Raw genomic sequence first — 25,993 nt, forward strand, 5'->3', positions numbered from 1 at the left:
TTTATGCGTACTCAGCTTCAAATTCTTTCATGAAGGAAACAAGTGCTTGAACGCCTTCTACTGGCATCGCATTGTAAATTGATGCGCGCATACCACCGACAGCACGGTGACCTTTCAACGCGCGAAGACCGCGTTCATCCGCAAGCTCTAAGAACTTAGCATCAAGCTCTGGCTTCGCTAGCTGGAATGGTACATTCATAAGAGAACGGTTGTCCGCATGAACATTATTGTTGTAGAAAGGCGACGCATCAATATAGTCGTAAAGGATAGCTGCCTTCTCGCGGTTGATACGCTCAATCGCTTGTACGCCACCTAGCTCTTTTAGCCATTTGAATACCAAGCCAGAGAGATACCAAGCAAACGTTGGTGGCGTGTTGTACATCGACTCTTTTTCTGCCAACACTTTGTAGTTTAGAAACGTTGGTAGTACATCGCTTGCAAGCTCCAGTAAGTCGTCACGTACAATCGCGATACAGATACCTGCAGGACCGATATTCTTCTGAGCACCAGCGTAGATCACACCGTATTTCGACACGTCAATTTGACGAGAAAGGATGGTCGAAGACATATCTGCCACGATTGGCAAATCAGTTTCTGGAAGCTCATTAATTTCGATACCGTCAATCGTTTCATTCGGGCAGAAATGCACGTAAGCAGAGTCAGGGTCAATGAACCATTCACTTGCCGGCTGTACTGCTACCTTACCCTCAATTTCCGTCTTTGCTTGATAGACAACTGGTGTACAGTATTTTTCCGCTTCATCTACTGCGCTTTGTGCCCAGTAACCGGCATCAATGTAAGTCGCTTTGTCTTTACCGCCAAGTAGGTTTAATGGCACTGCCGAGAACTGGGCTCGTGCGCCACCCTGGCAAAATAGGACCTTGTAGTTTGAGGGGATGTTCAGAAGATCTCGTAGATCTTGTTCAGCCTCATCGGCAACCTGAATAAACTGCTTGCTTCGGTGACTGATCTCCATAACCGACGTACCCAAGTCATTCCAATCAAGTAGCTCGGACTGTGCTTTTTTAAGCACATCTCTTGGCAACCCTGCTGGACCTGCACTGAAATTAAATACGTTATCTGACATCGGCTCCATGACCCTACTACTCCTAACAAAATACTTAAAGAAGCCATCAGTAATATCACGTTTTCAAAGAGATAAAAAGCAAGAAAAGAGGCTGGAAGCCTCTTTTCTATTGGGGGATGAAAATTTGATCAATCTAGGCGCTATTGCCCCATTGATTGTCCCATCAGTAATGGGAGAAACAACGCAATCAAAGGGATTTGTTGACCGTTTTCAAACACCAATTGTCCGCCCTCAATATTGGCATCCAACTCGTACCCAGCATCTTTCTCTTTGATCATATCCATCACAACCAGCTCATCGACACCCTGCGCGAGCATTGGGTGGGCAAGTGCCATACCTTGAGACATATACGCATTCATGTTTCCTTGCAGCGCCGGCAATACAACACTTGGATCACGAGATACGTTTTCAGTCCCTTCCGGCACTTCAACTAGCCACTTTGACTTGAACTCTTCTTCAGCAATTTTGAAGTGCATGTCATTCATCGACACTTGGAAGCCACGAGCAAACAAGTTTTCGATAAGTGGAGCAATCTCGTTGATATCGGCATGCGCTAAAGATGGATTAGAGCGGTACAGAGAGACTAAACCCTCAAACGCCGAACGGTCGAGTGAGTTCATCGCAAAATCAACTTTTAGGTCGCTCAACTGAGCGCCCTCTGGATAAGTCAGTTGAGTCATATCGAAGATATGTTGAGTATCGATACGATCACTCTCAGCATTCAGAGACGACTTGAAGGTATATCCGATCGTGTCGATATCAAACAAACTATCATGGTTTTGATCAAGGATACTGAACTGCTTCATCGATGCGCTCTGTTCACCGAGCCAGAAACCATTTTCTTGTTTACCTTCGCCTTTAGCAGAGACTTGGTTAATCACTAATTGCTCGCCATTCTCGAAATCGAGCTGAACAGAAGGCACGTTTAGTTGGAATGATACCTGACCAAGCACGGTTGCTGTGCCGGTCGCGACAGACGGCGAAATCGACATACTCACGGTTTGGTCATCACTGCCTTGATAGCTCCAGCTATCCAATGACAACTCAAACTCTGTATTGCCATTGAGTTGAGTGACGGTTTTCAGAAGTAACGGAAAGTCCGGGAAGTTCTTTAGAACCGAGTTCGCGGTCAAACTCATCAAACCGTGGCTGATATCGCTTTTCACCACTAACTCTGTTGGCAACCCATCGACTTCAAGCTGCTCTTTAAGGATTGGGTCTTGGACTTGATAGCGAGTTTCTACTACCGATGAGAGATAGCCGCGATCATAAGAAACGATTTCTGCTGCCACGCCTTCATTGTTGAGCTGCGCCACGCCATCTTCAATAACTTTCTGACCAATGTGGCCAACCGCTAGGGGCCAACACAGCACAAGAGCGACTGCGCCACCAATTGCGCCATACTTCTTAAGTTGATTCATAGAGATAATTAAAACGTTTTGTGAGGTGTATTTCATTCAGTCTAACTCAAGTCGTTAGGATCTCCAATCTCATACCTACTTCTCATAACCCTCTGCTTTTTATTGATATATTAAATTCACGTACGACACGAGAGACTCATGTATCAATGACCCAAAATAACCGTTATGCCGTGCTCTGTTTAGATAGTGATTTAGCGAGCTTAGATAAGCTCGATACTGAGCTTTCTTTGTACCAATCGCATTTCGATATTCATTTGGCGACCTCCATCCTCGAAGGGCATGAGTTGATTCAACAGATCGGTCGACAAGGACAACATCTCGCACTAGTGATCGCAAGACATAGCAGACTGTTTGATGGTGGAGAGTTCTTAGTTCAGCTTGAGCAAATGGCCCACGCTCAATCGGCTAGAAAAGTGCTCATCAGTAAAACAGATGCCCATGACATCACTGCGATTCTCAATGCGGTGAATGAAGGACGACTTGACCACTGTCTGACCTACCCGATCGAACAAAGTAGCCTGCATAAAACAGTGGTGAAAGAGCTCACGCAATATGTAGTGCAACATGAGACAGAACATCTACTGCATTTTGGAAAAGTACTCGATCAGCAAAAAATACTCAGAGCACATATAGAAAACAAAATGCATTCCTATCGTGCGAGCTTTATTCATGATTTTCATGAAATTTCAGACAATCAACTCGCAGTACAAGTCATAGAAGCCTTGCTCGCCTTCTTTGCAGAAAAAGATGAGACTCGAGCCGTTCGAGCCTACTCTGCTGAGCACCTACTCACGGCCGAAGGGCAGCCTAATCAGTTCTTATGGTTTATCGTCGAGGGGCACGTTGCACTTTATAAGAAAGATGACATTGGCCAACAGCGAGAAGTAGTAAGACATGGTAGAGGTGGCATTGTCGGTGGTATGTCTTTCGTGACGGGCGAGCAGTCGTTCTCCACAGCAATGACCCTAACCCCAACTCAGGTCATCAAGCTTGATCGAACGGTATTTACTCAGGTGATGCATTCCAACACAGATTTGCTTCCACTGTTTACCAACCTTTTGCTCCGTCACTTTAACCGGCGATTACAGCGAAGCATCAATACCAAGCTCGAACTACAGAAAACTCTCGAATCACTCGAGTCCGCACATCAGCAGTTAATCGAACAAGAGAAAATGGCCATGTTAGGTCAACTCGTGGCAGGTGTCGCCCATGAATTGAATAACCCCGTTTCGGCCATTCTGCGCGGTTCAGAAACCGTTTCTGACAAGATTGACTCGATTTTAAATGCTAATCATGACGCTAACACCTTTCAATTGGGTTTGGATGTTCTGCAAAGGTCTCGACTCTCTTCGCCACTCTCAACCTCAGAGCTGAGAGAGCGCACCAAGCAGCTTCAAGAAAGAATCAAAGACCGCCGATTGTCTAAGCGTTTGGTGAGCCTGGACCTTCATAATCACTCCACATTGGTCGAGCAAGCCTTAAAACAGCCAGAGCAACTTGCCGACACGCTCTCGAAACTCGAGAGCTTCCAAGTGACGGGGGCAACACTGCGCTCGATTCAAGTTTGCGCCCAGCGCATTGCGGACATGGTGAAAAGCCTTAAAGGTTATTCGAGACAGGATAATGAATCTTATGAGTTCGTTGACCTTCATGAAGGCATCGAAGACACCTTGGTGATATTTGAAAATCGCTTAAAGCGACATAAGCTCATCAAGGAATACGGCGCCCTTCCCTCTATTTTCTGTAAACCTATCGCCCTGCAGCAGGTTTGGACTAACCTCGTGTCCAACGCTTTAGACGCCTTGCCTGAAAAAGGCACCCTAACGATTCGAAGCAGCCAAGTTAATCGAGATGGCGACACTTACAACCTATATGAGTTTATCGACAACGGTTGTGGTATACCTGCTGAACAATTAGAGAGTATCTTTGAGCTTAACTACACCACCAAAAAAGAAGGCAATTTTGGCCTAGGCATTGGCTTGTCGATTTGCCAACAGATACTGGCTCAGCACAAGGGCTGGATTGAAGCCCATTCTGAGTGTGGACAGTACACCAATATGGCAGTGTTTATTCCTGTCACCCAAGAAGAACTGATAAAGGAGCACAACCATGACTGAATATCTAATTTTGTGTGTGGATGACGAAAGAGAAGTCCTTGATAGTGTCTTGCAAGATTTGGATGATTTCGAGGAGCACTTTATCGTCGAAGGTGCGGAGTCGGTTGATGAAGCTCGCTCTGTGATTGCTGACCATACTCGAGAAGGGGCAAAGCTGGCACTCATTCTCTGTGACCATATTATGCCAGAGCAAACTGGCGTGAGCTTTCTTATCGAACTCAGCGAAAACGAAGAACTAAAGGCATGTAGAAAGGTTCTACTTACTGGGCAAGCGGGTCATGAAGACACTATCGAGGCGGTTAATCACGCCTGTTTGGATTTCTATATTAGTAAGCCTTGGAAAGGCGATGAGCTTCGTTCCATTGTTAAGCAACAGCTCACTGATTACATGATAAACAATGTCAAAGATTTGATGCCCTGGGGACGAGTGCTTGATACTGAACGCATCTTCAACGCCATTGCCGACAATAGAATAAACTTTGGTGACTAGTGAATTATGTGCCTTAACGCCTATTCCTGACAACTTGGCTTAGAAAACTCACACTTCCTAGGGCGTTAGTGTGCTACATCTCTCACTTTTGATTACGATTTTCTTACACAAAGCGTCCATATTGCTTGAATTATGTATGGCATTGTAAATTTTTGGGAATTTGCACCCGATAAAGGCACTTTTTGTTGGAGAACCAAGGACAAATTGATTTATCATAGCGAGATACTTTAAGTCACCATAAGCATCTTGCTACGCGCACTCTTATGGTCAAGGAATTGAGTTCAAACAAAAAGGTTTAGAGACACTATGCGCAAAACTCTATTAGCTGCTCTGATGGTTATCACTTCGCAGCAGGCATTTGCCAACCAGGACGAGCAACGAGCGACGATGAGTAACTTCAATTACGATTATGCTGAAGCTCGTATTGGTGCAAGCCCAATGACCTTCGGTGCTGCTATCAGCAAATCAATCCACCCAAATGCTCACATCGTAGGTAGCATCGACTCAAAATTTGAGGGTGACTACGACTTCTCTGGTGGTGTTGGCTTCCACGCACCAGTAAACAACTGGGCAGATTTTACAGGTGAGATGCTAGCTCACATTCACGACAGTGGCGATCACCACAAAACTGACACTGGTATGGAAGTAAACCTAGGTGTGCGTCAATGGCTTGGTCCACAACTTGAAATTGGTGGTAAAGCAGGTTACCTAAACGTTGGTGATAAAGACCGCTGGATGGGTTCTGTATATGGTCGCTTCCACTCAACAGAGCTTTTCTCTCTGGGTCTTGAAGGTCGTATCAACCATATCTATGGTGACCAGTTGATGTTCACTGCTCGCTTTGCATTCTAATCTAACACCTATTTGTAGATTACGCTGATTAGCAAACGAATAAAAACACAAAGACCGTGCTTAGCACGGTCTCAGATTGATGACGAACCCCACTTTTTAAAGTGGGGTTCTTTTTATGAGCGACCGTAGGTCGCGATCGCGATATTTTTTGTCAAGTAACCTGTGGGGCGTTAGTGTTCTTAAGTTGGCGTACATTAGCGAGGATTTGCGATATTTCACTTCGATTTAGGCCGAGTTTACGCAGATAGTTCACCACCAACGCTATCTTTTTGATGTTTTGAGCAGTTGCCGCCAACCAGCACTGCATCTGTACCTTGGCTAGGCCACGGAAGCGAGCATAACGATGACCGTGATGCTGTTTTGCATCGGCGAAGCTTCTTTCTACCGTTTCACTTCTACGCCTGTAGGTCTTCTTTCCATAAGCGGAGACTCGCATCATGTTCGCTCTATCCATGGCCTCCGTATAGATATGCCTTGTAACGACCTTCTTCATGTTTTTACTTTGAGTACATTCATCACGCATTGGGCAGAACACGCATTCTTTAGGGTCTGAGTGATACTCTCGATAAGCGTCGCGTGATGTTGTCTTGTAAATAAGTTCTTGTCCGTTAGGGCAACGATAGCTGTCTTTTTCTTTGTTATAGATGAAGTGCTTCTTCTTGAAGGCATTCTTTGTTCGTGATGGTCGGCGATAGCCGAACACACCAAGTATCCCTCTGCGCTCAAGGGATTCTGCGACAGGGGCAGTGAAGTAACCGGCATCAAGGCCAACGGCGATAGGATTGAGATTAAACTGTTCAAGTGTGTAGTCGAGGCGGTGGATATAAGGTTGGGAGTCATTGATATTCCCCGCGGTCGCGTGGGTATCAACGATGATGCCATGCTGACCATCGACCGTGCGGTGGTCGAGATAGAAGAACCCTTGCGGCTTGTTGTCGCGGGTCATGAAGCCACTTTCTGGGTCAGTCGTACTGCTCTTCGTATTCTTGGTCTTCTGCTCAGAAGGTCGTTCTTTTAGCGGTTTCTTTCCTTCTTTTTCTCGGTCTAGTACCACGTCTTCATCTAACATGTCTAAATAGGCACTAGCTCGAACCGCCGTTTGTTTATTGGTGTACTTGTTTTTGTTCGCGTTTGCTTTGAGGTGAGTGCTGTCAGTAAAAAGCTCTTGTCCAGCGACTAAGCCTTTCGCCATGGCTTGTTGAACGATGTTAATAAAGATACGTTCGAAGACATCCGTACCATTAAAGCGGCGGATACGGTTTTGGCTGAGTGTCGAAGCATGGATGACTTTTTCGGTGAGAGACATGCGTAGGAACCAACGATACGCGACATTCACTTCGATTTCTTTGACAAGTTGACGCTCACTTTTTACGCCGAAGATGTAGCCCAGTAGGATAATTTTGAATAAGCGGACAGGGTCTACAGGCGGTCGGCCATTGTCTTTGCAGTAGAGGTGGGCAACTTCGTCACGAATGAACTCAAAGTCGATAGCAGAATCAATTTTGCGTACAAGATGGTCTTTGGGAACCAGTTGTTCCATCGTCACCATTTCGAGTTCGTACTGTTGTGGAGAGGGTTCTTGGAGCATGTCAGAGTATCCATATTTCGATACTCCTATTAGATCAAAGGTCTAGCTCAATAGCTAGACCTTTGTCAGCAGTCTGAGACCGTGCTTAGCACGGTCTTTTTCAATGCTGATCTAGTGAACTACTGTTTTAACTTCGAATCTACTACTCTATCTTCGAGCAATGCTCCAAAAGTCTCTGTTTCATTGGATCTTGAATCAGTTTCCAATGCACGCCATCGACTGCACCCGCAAACTTCCATAACAGTTTAAGGTCAACATCGTTGCCATACGTGCGTTTCACTCTATTGAAAACACGTGGCGCTCCTAACTCTAAGAACGTCTTAACATCCTGAATCCCCGACTTTTTCACCATGCGCTCTAATGTGAGTTGCATGTTAGGCAAGTCCCTCAATCGTCTATTCTCGACTGAATTCTTACTACAGTGCTGATCGACTGAGTTTTCGATGGACTGTCTAACCAAATCTTTGAGCACAGGAGCTTGCTGGTTGTACAGATTCGTTATGTCGTAATAGTTTACCGTTGCTGTTGATTGTTTTTTTACATGACGAAATTTCTCGCATTGCAGCTCGTGCAACTGAGCATCCAGTCCTTTTCCACCGCGGATGAACACTTTGTCGTTACTGATCAGTGCGTACATGGCGCCTTCCTTGAAGAGCCCTGTGCCACCAAACATCGAACGTTTTTGCGATTCGCCAAATTGAGTCGTGTAGTCGTAAAAAGATTGCTCTATCATTTCCTTTGATCCTTAATCTTTACCCCGATTAATCGATCACCAGAAATAGCAGCTGAAAAAATGAAAAATGTTATTAGCAGGGTCAATTTATAGCAGTATAAAATGCCTCGCTTTTTTATATGTTTTTATAATAGTTCACTATGCAAATTAAGTCTGGCTCAATGTCACAGTTGTGCGAGTTGGTCACAATTCATTTGCGAGTCACTTCACAATAACGCTCATACACAACCAGTTTCAAATCTAGTTACAATTGAATGATGTTCTAAACGCCATTTAGGCGACATTCGCCAATTTAAATCACTAATGTTATTGTCAATGACTGACCCACAAAGGTACACTTGCGCAATCGCTTCACCTGTCGAATGTTTATGAATCACTTATCATTTTATTGGCTTCCAGAGAATCAACAACTCTTCATCAAAAGCCTCGAAACGGAATTTGCAGACTTAGTCGAGCAATCAATCAACACCGGAAAGATTTCCCTTCCTCCTATTTCTGAAGTTGTACTAAAAATACAAGCCTTATGTAATGATGAAGCTACAGGTATCTCCGACATCGCGGACTGTCTATTAGAAGACCCAGGTCTTGCTGCTACCGTCCTTAAAGTCGCAAACTCTGTGATATTCAATCGCAGAAATATCACATGTAACGACCTGAACACCGCGGTCTCCCGTCTTGGTATTTTCCGTGTTCGCGACATAGTCACAGCTCAATCCATCGAACTGCTCAAACACTCCGTCAATTTATCGAAAGAGTGCCATGAAGTACTGATAAACAGTGCCATGGTATCTCGAGAGCTGGCTGCTGTTATGGTCATGGTTACCCGCAGTTTCCAAGAGCTTTCTGTTGATGATTACACCCATCTCGAACAAGAAAAGTCGCTTTTGGTTGGCTTTCTCGCAGATATCGGTCTTTTCTGTTTGGTCAACGAGTACCACCTTTATTTAGAGAAAGGAAACTACCTAGACCCTGATCTCGCGATGCAAATCTTCCAATCTCGCTGTGCACTTACCAGTGAGCAAGTCCTAAACACTTGGGGATTTGATAAAGATTTTATCGAAGTTGCATCAAACCAAGTTAAACAGATTGAGCGACCTGAGGTTTCTTACCTAGACATTGCCCGTATCGCTAACCACATACTTCTTTTCCGAAAGAAAGATCATGACGCACTTGAAGAACACGAAGTGGAAATCAACGTTGATGGTGCAGAAGTCATGTATCAACTTACCTCACTGAGCGAAGTTGAATTCCAGGAAAAAATCAAAGACGTTCTTCGCTCTGCAGGCATGTAATTAGCCGCGAGCCGCTCATTGCTCAAATAATATTTTTACGAGGCACACGGAAATGTTTTCAGGGATGTTGTTCATTTTTACTCCGCTAGTGATTGGGTATTTATTCCCAGTTTCCAACGCGGCGTACCTTAACACCATTAACCGAGCAACATCCTGGTTAATATACGTCATCCTTTTCTTGATGGGATTAAGTTTGGCAGCTCTCGACAATTTCGGGAGTCACCTAAAGACCATCATTACAATGACCGCGACATTTTTTGTCGTCATTGGTGGATGTAATCTATTGTGCCTTCCGATGATTGATAAACTGATGCCTCTTGAAACAGAGCAGCTCAAGAATCAATTGCCGTTGTCTTCGATGGCGCTTGAATCACTCAAGCTCATCGGTGTTGTAGGCTCTGGTCTCATCTTGGGCTTAATGCTGCCAATCGGTCTTGGCTGGGTCGAAGCAGCCAGCGAATGGATTCTGTTTGCCCTCCTCTTCTTTATTGGTATCCAACTAAGAAACAGTGGCCTCACACTCAAGCAAATACTGGTCAACAAACAAGGCATGACCATAGCGACTGTCATTGTGGCGAGTTCTCTTATTGGGGGCATAATCGCAGCGCTTATTCTAGACATCTCTATTTATAAGGGACTAGCCATCGCTTCGGGTTTTGGTTGGTATTCATTGGCTGGTATTTTGATAGGTGATGCGTTCGGCCCCGTTTTTGGCGGCACCTCCTTTATGATAGAGCTACTAAGAGAGCTTGTTGCTTTGGTCATAATACCGATGCTCATTGCCAAACGACCATGCACCGCAATCGGTTATGCCGGCGCGACTGCAATGGACTTTACGCTGCCAATAATTCAAAGCAGCGGCGGTGTTAGATGTGTACCCGTAGCGATAGTTAGTGGCTTTATCCTGAGCTTGCTGGTACCGGTTTTAATGCTGTTTTTTGTTTCTCTTGCTGCGTAGATCTCAGGAATGATTTTCTCATTCCTGTATTCTTGCCCCTCAAACATTACAATAAAGAAAAACGCTCGTTAGCCCACGAAAGGATACAATAATGAAAAAATGGCTCGCCGCTGCGGCAATTTTAAGCACCTCTTTTTCCGCAATGTCTGCAGACTCTACTCAATGTTTCGAGAACAAGTACGATGCGTACATTGATGCGTCTATTCAGTGGTATGAAGATTTGGTTCAAATGACGACCAGCGAATACCCAGAATTGAACGAAGTCAGTAACTGGTTTTTGGAAGGCCGCAAGCACCACTTCGAACTAAACCGTGAAGCCGTGCGCTATTACTTGAAAAATGAACCGCAGAAAGTAGCGACTGAGCAATCTATCGAGACCTGGTTGCAGCTTGAGCAACAAGACGTAAAAGCCTTGGCTCAAAGAAACGATGAGCTTGGACAAATCGCTGCAAAAAGCTTTGCTGACCGTCAAGCTAAGCCACACCCTCAAAACTACGAGCTACGTAGCGCGTTTGCCGATCTATTGAGTCACCCTAAGAAAATCGAGACGGCATTAAATAGATACAATGAATCTATTCAGGAAGTTGAGGCAACCACTTGTAATTAGTGTACTAACTCTTCTCGTTCCAAAAGACGGACAACTCTTAAACAAAAGCTGGCTGATACGCCAGCTTTTGCATTTTTAGTAACCAAATACAGGGACAATACGCTGTGGCACGGCAAAAAATCGGTGCTGTGCTACATTTTTGCGAGACATTCGGACTCAATTGGTTTAGATTGTGCCGCTTGCAGTAACGGAATAATAGTAGATAACGATATGGTATCTGAGCAAAAAATTGCTGATGTCAGCTTTGAGAGCCTCCTTCGAATATTCACTATCCCTGAAGGACCTGACTCGACACTAACGCAAATTGAAGAGAGTTTATCCAAAAACTTGAACCAGTTTTTGCGAGAGCATATTGTTGCGGAAGAAAAACCACTTCACGAAATCGAAAAAGACTTCTCTAGTGCAGCAATTCCAGAGCAGCCAGAGTTCGTCTCTGCTCATACAGAACATCTGTTAGATACTTTAGTTTCGCACTCCGTTCACACCTCATCGCCAAGCTTTATTGGTCATATGACATCGGCACTTCCCTACTTTTTAATGCCTCTGTCTAAGATCATGATCGCTCTTAACCAAAATTTGGTGAAGATTGAGACTTCAAAGGCATTCACACCACTAGAACGCCAAGTTCTAGGAATGCTTCATAAACTGATTTATACCGAGCAAGACAGCTTCTACCAAAAATGGATGCACAGCGCAGAGCATTCTTTGGGCGCGTTTTGCTCTGGTGGCACCATTGCCAACATTACCGCTTTATGGGTCGCAAGAAACCGTGCGTTGAAAGCGCAAGGCGATTTTCTTGGTGTAGAAAAGGAAGGACTTTTCAAAGCGATGAAGCACTATGGCTATGAAGGTTTAGCTATATTGGTATCTGAGCGAGGTCACTACTCACTTAAGAAAGCCGCTGATTTGCTAGGAATTGGTCAACAAGGTCTTGTCGCTGTTAGAACAGACGAAAATAATCGAATCTGCCCTCTAGACCTTGAACGAAAATTCAAAGAGCTGAAACAGCAAAAAATCCACCCATTCGCGGTTATTGGTGTTGCTGGTACCACGGAAACCGGTAACGTTGATCCTCTTCGTGAGATTGCTGCTATCTGTGAACGAGAAGCCTGTCACTTCCACGTTGATGCAGCTTGGGGCGGCGCGACATTGATGTCCGACAAGTACCGCTCCATCCTCGATGGTATTGAGCTTGCTGACTCTGTCACGATTGATGCTCACAAGCAGCTCTACATCCCTATGGGTGCGGGTATGGTACTGTTTAAAGATCCCGATGCCATGAAAAGCATCAAACATCATGCTCAGTATATTCTTCGCAAAGGCTCAAAAGACTTGGGCCGCCACACGTTAGAAGGCTCTCGCTCAGGTATGGCAATGCTTGTGTATGCGGCAATGCATATCATCAGTCGACCAGGGTATGAGCTGCTGATCAACCAAAGTATTGAGAAAGCCCGTTACTTCGCTGATCTTATCGAACAGCAAAATGATTTCGAGCTGGTCAGTAAGCCTGAACTTTGTCTGCTCACGTATCGCTATGTACCAGAGAATGTGCAACAAGCACTAGAGCTTGCATCTGATAGCCAGAAAGATGAGCTGCATGAACTGCTCAATCAATTGACTAAGCTCATCCAGAAGAAACAGCGTGAGACGGGTTTGTCATTTGTATCTCGTACCCAACTTAATCCGACAATTTGGTCTGGTCGTGATACGATTGTTTTTCGCGTGGTGCTAGCAAATCCACTGACTTCAACAGAAGTATTAAGCAGTGTGCTAGAGGAACAGCGACAAATAGCAAACACTTCACCTGAAATACTGACCAAACTAACCAGCTTGGCAGACCAAATTCTGGCTTAACGATACCTCATTATTCGAGAATGAAATCAATTTCACTTCCCCAGTTATGAAACTTTCTTTCTGTTTTGTGGGAGTGATACGGTAAAACTGCGCTAGAAAGAAGCAAAAAGCGAACAATTTTCGCTCTATTGTTTTTTTCTTCCAGTTTTTTGTTTGATGCCTGTCATATTCTAAAGATTTCATGTGAGCTTTTGTTACAGATGACAAGAAGCATCGTTTATACTGAGGTTATGGAGTTGGCGTTAATCGACCTATTATAAAAACTCGACATCACGGACTCCGATTATAACAAACCCTTTTTTACTATCGTGTTGGTTATTTTTCGGACCTGATTAATTACGCCAGCAAGTTGTTCTCTTTACCCTGTGAACACTATGAATACACTAGAGAAAGTCCAAAAAAATTTAGAGAACTTCAGTAAGTCTGAACGCAAGGTTGCTGAAGTTATTATGGCGTCCCCCCAAACCGCCATTCATTCCAGTATTGCTACGCTAGCTAAAATGGCTGACGTTAGCGAACCGACTGTGAATCGCTTCTGCCGCAGACTCGACACTAAAGGCTTCCCTGACTTTAAACTGCACTTAGCGCAAAGTCTTGCTAACGGGACACCTTATGTGAACCGAAACGTCGAAGAGGACGATGGTCCTGATGCTTACACCCATAAGATTTTCGAATCAACGATGGCGTGTTTAGACGTGGCGAAAAACAGCTTAGACTCAATGCAGATCAACCGTGCCGTTGACTTGTTGACTCAGGCGAAGCGTATCTCATTTTTCGGTTTGGGTGCATCATCGTCAGTTGCTCGCGATGCTCAAAACAAGTTTATCCGATTTAACATCCCTATTTCTTGCTACGAAGATGTCGTAATGCAACGAATGAGCTGTATTAACTGCTCAGATAACGATGTTATCGTGCTTATCTCTCATACTGGTCGTACTAAGAGCCAAGTAGAGGTTGCTCACCTTGCTCGTGAAAACGGCGCAACGGTTATCGCCATTACTGCGAAAGACTCGCCGCTTGATAAAGCAAGTTCACTGTCTATTACTGTCGACGTTCCAGAAGACACTGACGTTTACATGCCAATGGCAAGTCGTGTGGTGCAGATGACTATTATCGACGTACTAGCAACAGGCTTTACTCTGCGTCGTGGAAGCGGCTTCCGCGATAACCTTAAGCGTGTGAAAGAAGCACTTAAGGACTCTCGCTACAACAAAGTGCCGAATTACTAATCGAGCCATTTGTATAGCGCTAGATATTTAAAGGAGGTCAATATTGACCTCCTTTTTGATTTTTACGAACCCACCTCAATAAGGCATTAGTCAGTCTCGATAGGATTGTTGCGATATTCTACCTGCATACTGTCATCCCTGTTTTCCGCGCTGCCATCGCAATTACACTGACAGACTTGGTTGAGGATGTAGATGAGGCGGTCCTCGGTTAATGGAATTGGATTGCCTTTTATTGCCATTGACTTCATCGCGTCAGCTGCGACTTGCTCAAACGATGTCCCGCACACACCAAATTCCGACAGTTGTGGAAGCGCTAAGCGCTCTAAGATCATGTTTACCCACTGAATGCTGTCTTCGATAGACGCATCATTTCGCCCAGTCAGTATCTGAGCCATAGTGCGATAGCGGTTTAGTACATCACTGCGACCCGCCCTTTTCGCGGCTTTGATGTTTTCCATCATTACATGTGGAGCCAGCCTTGCAGTGATCACACTGTGAGGCGCGGAGATCTTACCACCAAGCGCAGAGGCTAAGCCGTGTGCTGCTCCCAATTTAGCATTGGTAATCGCCATACCGCCGAGCATAGCGGCAAAAGATAGATCTGCACGAGACTTAGGGTTGTCTTGCTTACACCCAGGAATGATGGAATAGCTCAGCCGTCTTAGCCCCTCCTCACACACCATGTCAGTCAATGGGTTGGGTTCACCACAAACGTATGCCTCCATAAGGTGAGTGAAAGCATCCATGGCACCACGCCCGGAAGTGTATACATTGGTACCGTAAGTTAAGACGGGATCGACAATGGCAACATCAGGAAGCATATCAGGGTTTCGTAGACTGACTTTTACCTTATCCTGCCCTGATTTAAGAACTGCGTTCTTGGTGACTTCGGCCCCGGTGCTTGCGGTGGTTGGAATGGCAATCATTGGAATGGGTTTGGTTTTTAACGGAACATTTCGGCCAACAACTTCTACGTAATCATAGACATCGCCTTGATTAGGAATGATAGCGGCAAGTGCCTTACCCATATCCAACACACTGCCACCGCCAATCGCCACCACCATGTCGGGTTTAAAGCGACGTCCCATGATGGCGGTTTCTTCCACCATGGTAATATTTGGCTCGCCACGGATCGCTACGTGTTGATAACGCATTTTTTGATTATGGAGATAGTGAATAACGGGCTCTGCTCGTTGTCGATCTTGCCCGGTTACTAAGAGAACGCTGTAACCAAATTGATTGATGATAGAAAGAGAAGACTGAAGCGCCCCCTCACCAAAGATAATGCGACTCGACGTCATAAACTGAAACATACCAGACTCCTTTAGGTATACCGTAAACTCACCAGTCGAAACATTGCCAAGACCGCCAGCAATACGAAAAACAAACCATCAGTGAGTGTTATCGGTAGAGCAAACATACAAAGCTGTACTCAGAATGCTATCTCAAAGGACGACAGTTTTTGATTTAAGCCAAGCAATTAGCGCATGTCGCCCGTTTAAATTCGTAACTTTTGCACATCATCACACACTAGATAGGGTCATTGTTACGACGATTTGCCCAACTTCTGCTCTGATAGGTTTTACCTATCGCACCAAGAGACAAATGACACTTTATTTCCTCTTCATCTTAAGGCATAGTGGATTTCAACAAGATGAAAGAACCACAACCATTATTACTCGTGGTTCAAAGAAAAGTTTAGTCTTCAAGGAGAAATTGAATGTTCGTTGTTATTTTTGGTCGCCCTGGTTGTCCTTATTGTGTTCGTGCAAAAGAGCATGCTGAAACGCTAAAAGCAAAACGCGACGATTTTAACTATCGTTACGTTGACATCCATGCAGAAGGCATTTCAAAAGCTGACCTAGAAAAAACCGTTGGTAAGCCTGTTGAAACTGTTCCTCAGATCTTCATCGACCAAGAGCACGTTGGCGGCTGTACTGAGTTTGAAGCTTACGCGAAAGAGAACCTAGGTCTATTCGACTAATTAGCCTCTGCAATCAACTCAAGTATAGTTGACGATAGAATTGAATAAGCCAGCGTTTTACGTTGGCTTTGTTTTTTGCGAGGTAACCCACCTTCGGTACATACTTTCACCAACGGCACAAATAACCCTCTGTTTTTCCTAAGCTAAGGCACTCAAGCTGAACTAATGCAAAAAGGGAAAAAAATTCACTTATCTTTTTGAAAATTTCCGCTACAATCGCCACACTTTATTTATTCTCCACTACTGTCTGTTTGAGTCGTACTAGTGAACATCGACGTCGTCAATTTGCTTGACCAAAACCCTATCCTCCTTATCTTTGTCGTTCTCGCGATCGGCCTCGCCTTTGGCAAAATTCGCTTCGGAAATCTGCAATTAGGTAATTCAATTGGTGTGCTGATCACCTCATTGATCATGGGTCACCTCGGCTTCACATTTAATGCTGAAGCGCTGACTATCGGGTTCATGCTGTTTATCTACTGTGTAGGTATCGAAGCGGGTCCTAACTTCTTTGGTATTTTCTTCAGAGACGGTAAGCACTATCTAATACTCAGCCTCACAGTGCTGGTCACCGCTTTGATGGTGACCTATTTCGCCAGTCACTACCTTGGCTTGGACTACGGCTTATCAGCAGGTGTCATGGCAGGTGCTCTAACCGCAACACCAGTACTCGTAGGCGCGCAAGATGCACTGAATTCAGGACTGGCAACTATTCCGCGCGGTATGGATTTCTCTCTAGTTATTGAGAACCTGTCCGTCGGTTATGCGATGGCCTATCTCATTGGTCTTATTAGTATGATTATGCTCGCCAAGCTACTACCTAAGCTTCAAAAGCAAAATCTACACGACTCTGCGCAGCAGATAGCCCAAGAGCGTGGATTGGGTGGCAGTGGTCAACGTAAGGTCTATCTACCCATTATTCGTGCCTATCGTGTCGGACAGGAGCTTATAGACTGGACTGATGGTAAAAACCTGCGTGAGCTAGGTATCTATCGACAAACGGGCTGCTACATTGAACGTATTCGACGCAACGGCATTCTAGCCCACCCTGATGGTGATGCTATCTTGCAAGAAGGTGATGAAATTGCACTCGTGGGTTTCCCTGATAGCCACGCTCGACTCGATCCAAGCTTTCGTAACGGTAAAGAGGTGTTCGACCGTAACCTTCTTGACCTTCGAATCGTTGAAGAAGAGATCGTTGTTAAGAGTGACAATATCGCAGGAAAAAGCCTGTCCGATTTAAACTTGTCTGAATATGGCTGTTTCTTGAACCGCGTAGTTCGAGCTCAGATTGAGATGCCAATGGACGCTAACATCGTACTTGCCAAAGGTGATATTTTGCAGGTCAGTGGTGAAAAGAGTCGCGTTCATGGTCTTGCTGAAAAAATCGGTTTCATCTCGATTCACAGTCAAATGGCAGACCTGCTCGCTTTCTGTAGCTTCTTTATTCTGGGCATTATGTTCGGTCTGATTACCATGTCATTCGGTCAAGTCTCATTCGGTCTTGGTAATGCGGTGGGCTTACTTTTATCAGGTATCACGCTTGGCTTCCTGCGTGCCAACCACCCCACGTTTGGCTATGTGCCTCAGGGCGCGCTGAATATGGTCAAAGACCTAGGGCTAATGTTCTTTATGGTTGGTATCGGACTGAGTGCCGGTGGCAAGATGTTTGAGCACCTAACCCAAGTTGGTCCTCAAGTAATATTGATTGCCTTCTTGGTCAGTGTACTGCCTGTCGTGCTGGCGTACTTGGTTGGTAACTATGTATTAAAGATGAACCGAGCACTCCTTATCGGTGCAATCGTCGGCGCTAGAACTTGTGCACCTGCGATGGATGTTATCAACGAACATGCGCGCTCAACTATCCCTGCTCTGGGGTATGCGGGTACTTATGCGATAGCCAATATATTAATGACGTTGGCTGGTACGATTCTGATTATCCTCTCTTAGTAGACAGGGTTAAACGCAGACAAAAAAAGGGGCGCTTGCATAGCGCCCCTTTCCTTTGTTACTCAGTTTTTTGTCACTCAGATATTTAGTATCTGAAAGACTGTATCGATTTATAGGTCGATAACATCAAACTCAACTAGTGGAGAAACATCCGCTTCGTAGTCTACGCCTTCAACACCAAAGCCGAACAGTTTCAAGAACTCTTCTTTGTACTCAACGTAGTCAGTCAGTTCTTTTAGGTTTTCAGTCGTGATTTGTGGCCATAGCTCAGCACAGTGCTTCTGGATATCGTCACGAAGCTCCCAGTCATCAAGACGTAGACGATTCTTATCATCGACTTCCGCAGCACTGCCGTCTGCTTTGTATAGACGCTGAGAGAACATGCGGAAGATCTGCTCCATACAGCCTTCATGAATGCCTTCTTCACGCATCTTTTTAAATACCATTGCAATATACAGTGGCATTACTGGGATGGCTGAGCTCGCCTGTGTGACTACAGACTTAAGTACTGCAACGTTTGCGCTACCACCAGTTTCTGACAGTTTAGCGTTTAGCTCAGTTGCTGCGCGGTCTAGGTCCATTTTCGCTTTACCTAGTGCACCTTCCCAGTAGATTGGCCACGTTAGCTCTGTACCGATGTACGAGTAAGCAACAGTCTTACAGCCGTCAGCAAGCACGCCAGCTTCAGATAGCGCGTTGATCCACAGTTCCCAATCTTGACCGCCCATAACAGTCACTGTATCTGCAATTTCTTCTTCAGTCGCAGGCTCTACGCTTGCTTCAATGATCTTGTCAGAGTTAGTGTCTACTGCTGTCGATGTGTAGGTTTCACCAATTGGCTTAAGAGAAGAACGTACAAGCTCACCAGTTTCAGGAAGCTTACGTACTGGAGATGCCAGTGAGTAAACAACCATATCGATCTGACCTAGATCTTCTTTGATTAGGTCGATAACTTTCTGCTTCGCTTCGTTAGAGAACGCATCGCCGTTAATGCTCTTAGAGTACAAGCCTTCTTCTTTCGCTAGCTTGTCGAATGCAGCAGAGTTGTAAAAACCTGCTGTACCAGGTTTTCTTTCTGTCCCTGGTTTTTCGAAAAATACGCCGATTGTTGCTGCACCACCACCGAACGCCGCAGCGATACGAGAAGAAAGGCCGTAACCGCTAGAAGAACCAACCACAAGTACACGTTTTGGTGCGTTTGCGATTGGACCCTGAGCTTTGGTGTAAGCGATTTGTTCTTTTACGTTAGCTTCACAACCAACTGGGTGTGTAGTAGTACAAATAAATCCACGAATTCTTGGTTTGATGATCATATTCAGTTCCTCAAAAAATCCCTAGTAGGATAAGAGTTTCACACCCAGTTCGCATCCTATTTCTGTCAATTTCTCTGATTTTTCTAAGTGGTTGGAGCACTTTCATTCTCTATGAACACAAAAAAAGCGCTCTAGAAACTAGAGCGCTTCAGACTGCTGACAAAGGTCTAGCTATTGAGCTAGACCTTTGATCTAATAGGAGTATCGAAATATGGATACTCTGACATGCTCCAAGAACCCTCTCCACAACAGTACGAACTCGAAATGGTGACGATGGAACAACTGGTTCCCAAAGACCATCTTGTACGCAAAATTGATTCTGCTATCGACTTTGAGTTCATTCGTGACGAAGTTGCCCACCTCTACTGCAAAGACAATGGCCGACCGCCTGTAGACCCTGTCCGCTTATTCAAAATTATCCTACTGGGCTACATCTTCGGCGTAAAAAGTGAGCGTCAACTTGTCAAAGAAATCGAAGTGAATGTCGCGTATCGCTGGTTCCTACGCATGTCTCTCACCGAAAAAGTCATCCATGCTTCGACACTCAGCCAAAACCGTATCCGTCGCTTTAATGGTACGGATGTCTTCGAACGTATCTTTATTAACATCGTTCAACAAGCCATGGCGAAAGGCTTAGTCGCTGGACAAGAGCTTTTTACTGACAGCACTCACCTCAAAGCTAACGCGAACAAAAACAAGTACACCAATAAACAAACGGCGGTTCGAGCTAGTGCCTATTTAGACATGTTAGATGAAGACGTGGTACTAGACCGAGAAAAAGAAGGAAAGAAACCGCTAAAAGAACGACCTTCTGAGCAGAAGACCAAGAATACGAAGAGCAGTACGACTGACCCAGAAAGTGGCTTCATGACCCGCGACAACAAGCGGCAAGGGTTCTTCTATCTCGACCACCGCACGGTCGATGGTCAGCATGGCATCATCGTTGATACCCACGCGACCGCGGGGAATATCAATGACTCCCAACCTTATATCCACCGCCTCGACTACACACTTGAACAGTTTAATCTCAATCCTATCGCCGTTGGCCTTGATGCCGGTTACTTCACTGCCCCTGTCGCAGAATCCCTTGAGCGCAGAGGGATACTTGGTGTGTTCGGCTATCGCCGACCATCACGAACAAAGAATGCCTTCAAGAAGAAGCACTTCATCTATAACAAAGAAAAAGACAGCTATCGTTGTCCTAACGGACAAGAACTTATTTACAAGACAACATCACGCGACGCTTATCGAGAGTATCACTCAGACCCTAAAGAATGCGTGTTCTGCCCAATGCGTGATGAATGTACTCAAAGTAAAAACATGAAGAAGGTCGTTACAAGGCATATCTATACGGAGGCCATGGATAGAGCGAACGTGATGCGAGTCTCCGCTTATGGAAAGAAGACCTACAGGCGTAGAAGTGAAACGGTAGAAAGAAGCTTCGCCGATGCAAAACAGCATCATGGTCATCGTTATGCTCGCTTCCGTGGCCTAGCCAAGGTACAGATACAGTGCTGGTTGGCGGCAACTGCTCAAAACATCAAAAAGATAGCGTTGGTGGTGAACTATCTGCGTAAACTCGGCCTAAATCGAAGTGAAATATCGCAAATCCTCGCTTATGTACGCCAACTTAAGAACACTAACGCCCCACAGGTTACTTGACAAAAAATATCGCGATCGCGACCTACGGTCGCTCATAAAAAAGAACCCCACTTTAAAAAGTGGGGTTCGTCATCAATCTGAAGCGCTCTAGAAACTAGAGCGCTTTAACCTTTCTATATCTTACTAAGCGACGCTGTTTAACTTCGGTTTATCTACTTCGTCTGTTCTTACTTCAGAGAAATCATGACTGAAGTGATCAACCTGAATCGCTTTGTAGCGTAGTGCATCAGCCGCAAGAATCTTATCTACTTCTTGCTCTGTTAGCACGTTAGCTTCAATCGCTTGCTGTAGGCGCTCTTGAAGAAGACCTTTTCTAGCGATCTTGCCCTCTTTCACGCCAATAAACAGCTTCTTCTCGAGGTCACGGATGTCATACATCGCCAAGAACGCGTTTTCCATCAAACCAATCTTGTCATTTGGAGCATCACCGATGTAACAAAGATGCGTCAAACGATCACGGTGTGCACCTGGTACCATCATGCTCTTCGCTAGATTTAGCGTTAGATCGTCAGACGGTTTTTCGAAGTGATTACCCAGTGGGAACAGCAACCCTTTAAGTGTTACACCGGCCCAGCGAGCTGGGAAGTTCTTATAAGCTTCGTTTAACGACTTCGCTGCGTTATGGAAACAGTGTTGAACTGCATAATGCACATAATCAAGGTCTGATGCCTGACGACCATCGTCTTCGTATTTCTTAAGTGCAGCTGATGCCATAAACAGATACGCTAGGCCATCACCCAATCGAGCTGAGATCATCTCTTTACGCTTAAGATCACCACCTAGAGTTAGCATTGCAAAGTCCGCGCTTACCGCAAGCGCTTTACTCAAGCGCGTAAGGTCTTTGTAGTAGACTTTTGTCGGACCACTCATATGCGCTCCAACAAACTTAGAACCTGTTAGCGCTGCAGTGAACGCGCCGAGAGTATTCTTCGTCGCATGACCAATGTGCTTGAATAGAAGCTTGTCAAAATCAGCCGCACCTTGTCTTGCGTCAGGGTTTGCCGCTGCTTCCATCTCTTGTAGCACGTAAGGGTGACAACGCGTTGCACCTTGACCGAAGATCATGAGGTTACGCGTTAGGATGTTCGCACCCTCAACAGTGATCGCAACTGGGATGCCTAAGTAGCTTGAGGCTAAGTAGTTCATCGGACCATCTTGAATCGCACGACCGGCATGCACATCCATCGAATCGTTGAGAATCGTACGCGCCATTTCAGTCATGTGGTACTTAGCAATCGCCGTCACGATCCCTGGTTTTTCGCCCATGTCTAGTGATGTTGTTGTCAATGTTCGCGTCGCTTCGAGTAGATACGTCAGACCACCAATTCGACCCATTGCCTCTGCAACACCTTCGAACTTACCAATCGACATACCAAACTGTTTACGAACATAAGCGTATGCACCAGTGGTTCTCGTTGTTAAGTGACCGATCGCTGTACCAAGAGCCGGAAGTGAAATACCACGACCTGCTGATAGACACTCAACCAACATACGCCAGCCGCGTCCTGCGTATTCCTGACCACCGATCAACCAGTCCATAGGGATGAACACATCTTTACCGCGCGTTGGACCATTCATGAATGCCAGGTGAAGTGGATCATGTCGCTCACCAATCTCTACGCCTTTATGGTCAGCAGGAATCAGCGCACAGGTAATACCAATATCTTCTTTGTCACCCAGAAGCTGGTCTGGATCATGAAGTTTAAATGCTAAGCCCAGAACCGTTGCTACCGGCGCGAGTGTGATATAACGCTTGTTCCAGTTAAGGCGAATACCCAACACTTCTTTGCCTTCATGCTCACCGTAACAAACAATACCTTTATCTGGGATACCACCAGCATCAGAGCCCGCTTCTGGTCCCGTCAGTGCGAAACATGGGATGTCAGTACCATCTGCAAGTCTTGGTAACCAGTAATCTTTCTGCTCTTTAGTACCATAGTGAGAAAGAAGCTCACCTGGACCAAGAGAGTTAGGTACCATTACCGATACTGCTGCACTAATACTGCGTGTCGCAATCTTGGTCACAATCGTAGAGTTAGCAAGTGGTGAAAACTCACGTCCACCGAACTCTTTAGAGATGATTAGCGAGAAAAAACGCTCTTTGCGTAGATAGTCCCAAACCTCTTTTGGTAGGTCACGATCTTCTTTGACGATCTTGTTGTCATCAAGCATTGCAAGCAAGGTTTCTAGCTCATTATCCATGAACGACTGCTCTTCGGCGGTCAGAACGGGTTTAGGATACTGATGCAGCGTCTTGAAGTTTGGCTTACCCGAGAACAGCTCACCGTCCCACCAAACACTACCCGCTTCCATCGCTTCACGCTCAGTGGCGGACAACGGCGGTAGAACCTTTTTGAACAGTTTAAACGCTGGGTCGCTGATCCATTTTCTTCGTAGAGAGCTCATGATACCTATCCTTTTGTTCAGGTGTATTTTTATTATTGGTTTCGTATTTTGTTTTGATTAAAAGCGTTACTCTGCAGCGACACCCGCTGCAAGGTAAGGAATGATTTGGTCAATAATCGCTTCGGCGCTAATTTCTTTCTCAAACGAGCTCAACGCGATTTCAGACAGTGCTTGGCTAGAAGCCATAGTAAATACGCAAGTACCTAGTGTTAGGTGCAAGCGCCAGAACAGTGTCTCTGCATCTAAATTAGGGTTTGCTCGCATCACTGACTGGGTAAACATTGCTAATGCTTCGGTGTAACGCGTCGTGATGAACCAGCGTAAGTGACCTTGTACGTCGGTATACCCTCTTCCGACCAATGACATAAAGCGGCTTGCACCGTTTGGCTTTAGGTTATTGAGTTCTAGGAGTGGCCCTTTCAGCGATTGGAAGACATCAACCATGTTGTAGTCATCTCGGTCGTTCAACTCGTACAGCGCTTTTTCAACCGCCGGCATAAATGCTTCTAGGTAGCGGTTCAACACCGCTCGTACTAGCGTCTTCTTGTCACCGAAGTGATAGTTTACCGACGCTAAATTAACGTTTGCTTTGCTAGTAATGGTGCGCAACGAGGTGTCATTGAAGCCATGCTCTGCGAACAATACCTCGGCTACATCTAGAATCTTGTCCTTCGTGGTTACTCTCGTCGTCATTTCAATCACCCGTATCAAACATATGTTTGAATATACCTCTGCAACACAGGGATAACAAGTGATTAACATCAAACTTTTTAACTACTGGTCGGACAAGATTCACAATTCATTGTTTTAAAACAAATAAATAATTTTATGAAAAATTCTTCATTCTGATGTGAACTATTTGGTTTTAGGTGGGTCTATTAAAGTGTAATCAGCAAAGAATGAGTTTTCTCAGTTTTCTCTATGCCACTGTTTTATCTATGTTGACTACATGCTGCTTTTTTCTTATTAACTCCTATTTGTATCCGCCCAAACCCTTTGTTGGTTTGGGCTTTTTTTTGCCTATAGAACACCGCAAACGTAAAAAACCCAGCCGTAGCTGGGTTTTTTCTTAGTCACTGCAATACCTGAGTGTTTAATATTGTACTTTTGGCTCAGGAGCCGCTTCCTTTGGAAGGCAGAAGTTCAATAGGATATAACCGAGAACTGCTGCTGTCGTTGAGCCCATCAGGATGCCTAGCCTTGCGTAGGTATCAAACTCTGCACTGACACCCGTAAAGGCAAGTGACGCAATAAAGATAGACATGGTAAAGCCAATACCACACAGCACTGACACTGCAAAAATCTGTTTGAAGTCCACACCCTCAGGCAACTTAGCAACACCCATTTTCACCGCAGCCCAGCTGAATGTGAAGATACCCAAAGGCTTACCAATAAGAAGGCCCGCTGCGATACCAAGTGGCAGCATAGAGGTTAACCCTGACATTGATACGCCTTCAAGCGAGATACCTGCGTTTGCGAATGCAAAGATAGGTAGAATACCAAACGCCACATATGGGTGAAGCGCATGTTCTAGATGTTTAAGTGGCGAATGCTCACCTGGCTTACCATTGAGTGGGATAGCAAAGCCGAGCACAACACCTGCCAGCGTCGCGTGAACACCCGATGCCAGTACACTTACCCAGAGCACAGCACCAACGACTAGGTACACAGGGATGCTCGTAACCTTCTTAGCGTTAAGTACAAACAATATGGCCGTCATTATGAAGCCAAGCGTCAAAGCGATAGTTGATAGGTCACTGCTGTAGAACAGCGCGATAATCACAATAACACCCAAGTCATCGATGATAGCAAGAGCAAGTAGGAATACTTTAAGTGCAACAGGTACACGCTTACCGAGCAGTGCCATGATACCGAGTGCGAACGCGATATCAGTAGCAGCAGGAATCGCCCAACCACTCATCGCTTCCGCGTCACCCGCGTTGAAGAGAACATAGATAAGAGCCGGAGCAACCATACCACCGACCGCTGCAATTGCTGGGAAGATAGCCGTTTCTTTGGATTTCAGTGCGCCTTCAAGCAGCTCTCGCTTTACTTCCAATCCGATCAAGAAAAAGAAGATTGCCATCAAACCATCGTTAATCCAGTGTGAAATAGACAGACCGAAAACGTAGGTATGAAGCACGCCTTGATACAATTCATTCAGTGGAGAGTTGGCGATAAACATCGCAATTGCCGCAGCAATAACGAGGATGATGCCCCCTGCCGATTCCATCTTAAAAAAGTTACGAATGACGTCATTCATAATGTAAAGCCCTTAATATTTATTCACATTGTTTGAATGTTAAAAATTGTATATCTAGTTAAATTCCATAAAAAATCGATTCTACAGATGTTAATTGTAGAAATATCCGAATAATACTCTTGTAAGATTCGAGATATGTATACCATTTTGGCAACATTAGTAAAAGTATAGAGCATAGATTGCGCTGATG

At 45.2% G+C, this 25,993-nt stretch carries 19 protein-coding genes and 1 pseudogene; 11 read left to right on the plus strand and 9 right to left on the minus strand.

The annotated features are described in order from the left end of the window. Position 1: 1 nt before the first annotated feature. Positions 2-1,096, minus strand: a complete 1,095-nt coding sequence (serC, locus tag AC6I8U_RS09420) for a 3-phosphoserine/phosphohydroxythreonine transaminase (protein WP_498016667.1) — start codon at positions 1,094-1,096, stop codon at positions 2-4. Positions 1,097-1,227: 131 nt separating this feature from the next. After that, a complete protein-coding gene (locus AC6I8U_RS09425) occupies positions 1,228-2,544 on the minus strand; it encodes a DUF945 family protein (RefSeq protein WP_498016668.1) in 1,317 nt (438 codons plus the stop codon). Positions 2,545-2,654: 110 nt separating this feature from the next. Between AC6I8U_RS09425 and AC6I8U_RS09430 the strand changes: the two genes are divergently transcribed. From AC6I8U_RS09430 to AC6I8U_RS09440, 3 genes are all read left to right on the plus strand, one after another. Then, positions 2,655-4,625, plus strand: a complete 1,971-nt coding sequence (locus AC6I8U_RS09430; RefSeq protein ID WP_498016669.1) for an ATP-binding protein — start codon at positions 2,655-2,657, stop codon at positions 4,623-4,625. Beyond that, a complete protein-coding gene (locus tag AC6I8U_RS09435; RefSeq protein WP_498016670.1) occupies positions 4,618-5,115 on the plus strand; it encodes a response regulator in 498 nt (165 codons plus the stop codon). The genes AC6I8U_RS09430 and AC6I8U_RS09435 overlap by 8 nt, the downstream gene beginning before the upstream one ends. 306 nt (positions 5,116-5,421) lie before the next feature. Continuing rightward, the gene (locus AC6I8U_RS09440) at positions 5,422-5,967 is read left to right on the plus strand and encodes a hypothetical protein (protein ID WP_042475437.1); all 546 of its coding nucleotides are present in this window, start codon (positions 5,422-5,424) and stop codon (positions 5,965-5,967) included. A 113-nt stretch (positions 5,968-6,080) separates the two neighbouring features. Here the strand turns inward: AC6I8U_RS09440 and AC6I8U_RS09445 are convergent. Both AC6I8U_RS09445 and AC6I8U_RS09450 read right to left on the minus strand, forming a co-directional pair. After that, positions 6,081-7,555, minus strand: a protein-coding gene (locus AC6I8U_RS09445) for an IS1182 family transposase (protein ID WP_498016671.1) whose coding sequence is annotated in 2 segments (ribosomal slippage) — positions 6,081-6,133 and positions 6,133-7,555 — 1,476 coding nt in all. Because the reading frame shifts where the segments join, the coding sequence is not laid out codon by codon here. Positions 7,556-7,697: 142 nt separating this feature from the next. Further along, a complete protein-coding gene (locus AC6I8U_RS09450) occupies positions 7,698-8,288 on the minus strand; it encodes a TfoX/Sxy family DNA transformation protein (RefSeq protein WP_498016672.1) in 591 nt (196 codons plus the stop codon). Positions 8,289-8,656: 368 nt separating this feature from the next. Between AC6I8U_RS09450 and AC6I8U_RS09455 the strand changes: the two genes are divergently transcribed. The 5 genes from AC6I8U_RS09455 to AC6I8U_RS09475 all read left to right on the plus strand — a co-directional run bounded on the left by AC6I8U_RS09455 (position 8,657) and on the right by AC6I8U_RS09475 (position 14,228). Beyond that, positions 8,657-9,580, plus strand: a complete 924-nt coding sequence (locus AC6I8U_RS09455; protein ID WP_498016673.1) for an HDOD domain-containing protein — start codon at positions 8,657-8,659, stop codon at positions 9,578-9,580. A 52-nt stretch (positions 9,581-9,632) separates the two neighbouring features. Next, positions 9,633-10,538, plus strand: a complete 906-nt coding sequence (locus tag AC6I8U_RS09460) for a LysO family transporter (RefSeq protein ID WP_498016674.1) — start codon at positions 9,633-9,635, stop codon at positions 10,536-10,538. 91 nt (positions 10,539-10,629) lie between these two features. Continuing rightward, positions 10,630-11,145, plus strand: a complete 516-nt coding sequence (locus tag AC6I8U_RS09465) for a hypothetical protein (protein WP_498016675.1) — start codon at positions 10,630-10,632, stop codon at positions 11,143-11,145. Between the two features lie 210 nt (positions 11,146-11,355). Next, a complete protein-coding gene (gene panP / locus AC6I8U_RS09470; protein WP_498016676.1) occupies positions 11,356-12,999 on the plus strand; it encodes a pyridoxal-dependent aspartate 1-decarboxylase PanP in 1,644 nt (547 codons plus the stop codon). A 374-nt stretch (positions 13,000-13,373) separates the two neighbouring features. After that, a complete protein-coding gene (locus AC6I8U_RS09475) occupies positions 13,374-14,228 on the plus strand; it encodes a MurR/RpiR family transcriptional regulator (RefSeq protein WP_042475430.1) in 855 nt (284 codons plus the stop codon). An 86-nt stretch (positions 14,229-14,314) separates the two neighbouring features. Here AC6I8U_RS09475 and AC6I8U_RS09480 read toward each other — a convergent pair whose 3' ends face one another. Continuing rightward, entirely contained in the window at positions 14,315-15,541 is a 1,227-nt protein-coding gene (locus AC6I8U_RS09480; RefSeq protein WP_498016677.1) for an iron-containing alcohol dehydrogenase, read from the minus strand. Between the two features lie 407 nt (positions 15,542-15,948). Here AC6I8U_RS09480 and AC6I8U_RS09485 point away from each other — a divergent pair, with 407 nt between their 5' ends. Further along, a complete protein-coding gene (locus tag AC6I8U_RS09485) occupies positions 15,949-16,212 on the plus strand; it encodes a GrxA family glutaredoxin (RefSeq protein WP_234493899.1) in 264 nt (87 codons plus the stop codon). A 264-nt stretch (positions 16,213-16,476) separates the two neighbouring features. After that, entirely contained in the window at positions 16,477-18,159 is a 1,683-nt protein-coding gene (locus AC6I8U_RS09490) for an aspartate:alanine antiporter (protein WP_234493900.1), read from the plus strand. Between the two features lie 110 nt (positions 18,160-18,269). On the opposite strand, the gene fabV is transcribed toward AC6I8U_RS09490, so the two are convergent. Further along, the gene (gene fabV / locus AC6I8U_RS09495; RefSeq protein ID WP_498016678.1) at positions 18,270-19,472 is read right to left on the minus strand and encodes an enoyl-ACP reductase FabV; all 1,203 of its coding nucleotides are present in this window, start codon (positions 19,470-19,472) and stop codon (positions 18,270-18,272) included. Positions 19,473-19,697: 225 nt separating this feature from the next. On the opposite strand from fabV, the pseudogene AC6I8U_RS09500 reads away from it, so the two are divergent. After that, positions 19,698-21,172: pseudogene (locus tag AC6I8U_RS09500) on the plus strand (IS1182 family transposase). Positions 21,173-21,257: 85 nt separating this feature from the next. Here the strand turns inward: AC6I8U_RS09500 and AC6I8U_RS09505 are convergent. From AC6I8U_RS09505 to nhaA, 3 genes are all read right to left on the minus strand, one after another. After that, entirely contained in the window at positions 21,258-23,540 is a 2,283-nt protein-coding gene (locus tag AC6I8U_RS09505) for an acyl-CoA dehydrogenase (RefSeq protein WP_498016679.1), read from the minus strand. A gap of 66 nt (positions 23,541-23,606) precedes the next feature. After that, positions 23,607-24,233 (minus strand): TetR family transcriptional repressor PsrA, encoded by a 627-nt coding sequence (gene psrA / locus AC6I8U_RS09510; protein WP_498016680.1) that lies wholly within the window; start codon positions 24,231-24,233, stop codon positions 23,607-23,609. 400 nt (positions 24,234-24,633) lie between these two features. Next, positions 24,634-25,803, minus strand: coding sequence for a Na+/H+ antiporter NhaA (nhaA, locus tag AC6I8U_RS09515; protein ID WP_498016681.1), 1,170 nt, complete (start codon positions 25,801-25,803; stop codon positions 24,634-24,636). Between the last annotated feature and the right edge of the window lie 190 nt (positions 25,804-25,993).

Source organism: Vibrio sp. KUL80 (assembly GCF_059725495.1).

What these genes read in the sequence shown, in the direction of transcription:
- nhaA (WP_498016681.1), bottom strand. Translation starts at nt 25,803, where the DNA reads ATGAATGACGTCATTCGTAACTTTTTTAAGATGGAATCGGCAGGGGGC.
- AC6I8U_RS09430 (WP_498016669.1), top strand. Translation starts at nt 2,655, where the DNA reads ATGACCCAAAATAACCGTTATGCCGTGCTCTGTTTAGATAGTGATTTA.
- serC (WP_498016667.1), bottom strand. Translation starts at nt 1,096, where the DNA reads ATGGAGCCGATGTCAGATAACGTATTTAATTTCAGTGCAGGTCCAGCA.
- AC6I8U_RS09450 (WP_498016672.1), bottom strand. Translation starts at nt 8,288, where the DNA reads ATGATAGAGCAATCTTTTTACGACTACACGACTCAATTTGGCGAATCG.
- AC6I8U_RS09475 (WP_042475430.1), top strand. Translation starts at nt 13,374, where the DNA reads ATGAATACACTAGAGAAAGTCCAAAAAAATTTAGAGAACTTCAGTAAG.
- AC6I8U_RS09465 (WP_498016675.1), top strand. Translation starts at nt 10,630, where the DNA reads ATGAAAAAATGGCTCGCCGCTGCGGCAATTTTAAGCACCTCTTTTTCC.
- AC6I8U_RS09505 (WP_498016679.1), bottom strand. Translation starts at nt 23,540, where the DNA reads ATGAGCTCTCTACGAAGAAAATGGATCAGCGACCCAGCGTTTAAACTG.
- psrA (WP_498016680.1), bottom strand. Translation starts at nt 24,233, where the DNA reads ATGACGACGAGAGTAACCACGAAGGACAAGATTCTAGATGTAGCCGAG.
- fabV (WP_498016678.1), bottom strand. Translation starts at nt 19,472, where the DNA reads ATGATCATCAAACCAAGAATTCGTGGATTTATTTGTACTACTACACAC.
- AC6I8U_RS09435 (WP_498016670.1), top strand. Translation starts at nt 4,618, where the DNA reads ATGACTGAATATCTAATTTTGTGTGTGGATGACGAAAGAGAAGTCCTT.
- AC6I8U_RS09460 (WP_498016674.1), top strand. Translation starts at nt 9,633, where the DNA reads ATGTTTTCAGGGATGTTGTTCATTTTTACTCCGCTAGTGATTGGGTAT.
- AC6I8U_RS09480 (WP_498016677.1), bottom strand. Translation starts at nt 15,541, where the DNA reads ATGTTTCAGTTTATGACGTCGAGTCGCATTATCTTTGGTGAGGGGGCG.
- AC6I8U_RS09455 (WP_498016673.1), top strand. Translation starts at nt 8,657, where the DNA reads ATGAATCACTTATCATTTTATTGGCTTCCAGAGAATCAACAACTCTTC.
- panP (WP_498016676.1), top strand. Translation starts at nt 11,356, where the DNA reads ATGGTATCTGAGCAAAAAATTGCTGATGTCAGCTTTGAGAGCCTCCTT.
- AC6I8U_RS09425 (WP_498016668.1), bottom strand. Translation starts at nt 2,544, where the DNA reads ATGAAATACACCTCACAAAACGTTTTAATTATCTCTATGAATCAACTT.
- AC6I8U_RS09485 (WP_234493899.1), top strand. Translation starts at nt 15,949, where the DNA reads ATGTTCGTTGTTATTTTTGGTCGCCCTGGTTGTCCTTATTGTGTTCGT.
- AC6I8U_RS09440 (WP_042475437.1), top strand. Translation starts at nt 5,422, where the DNA reads ATGCGCAAAACTCTATTAGCTGCTCTGATGGTTATCACTTCGCAGCAG.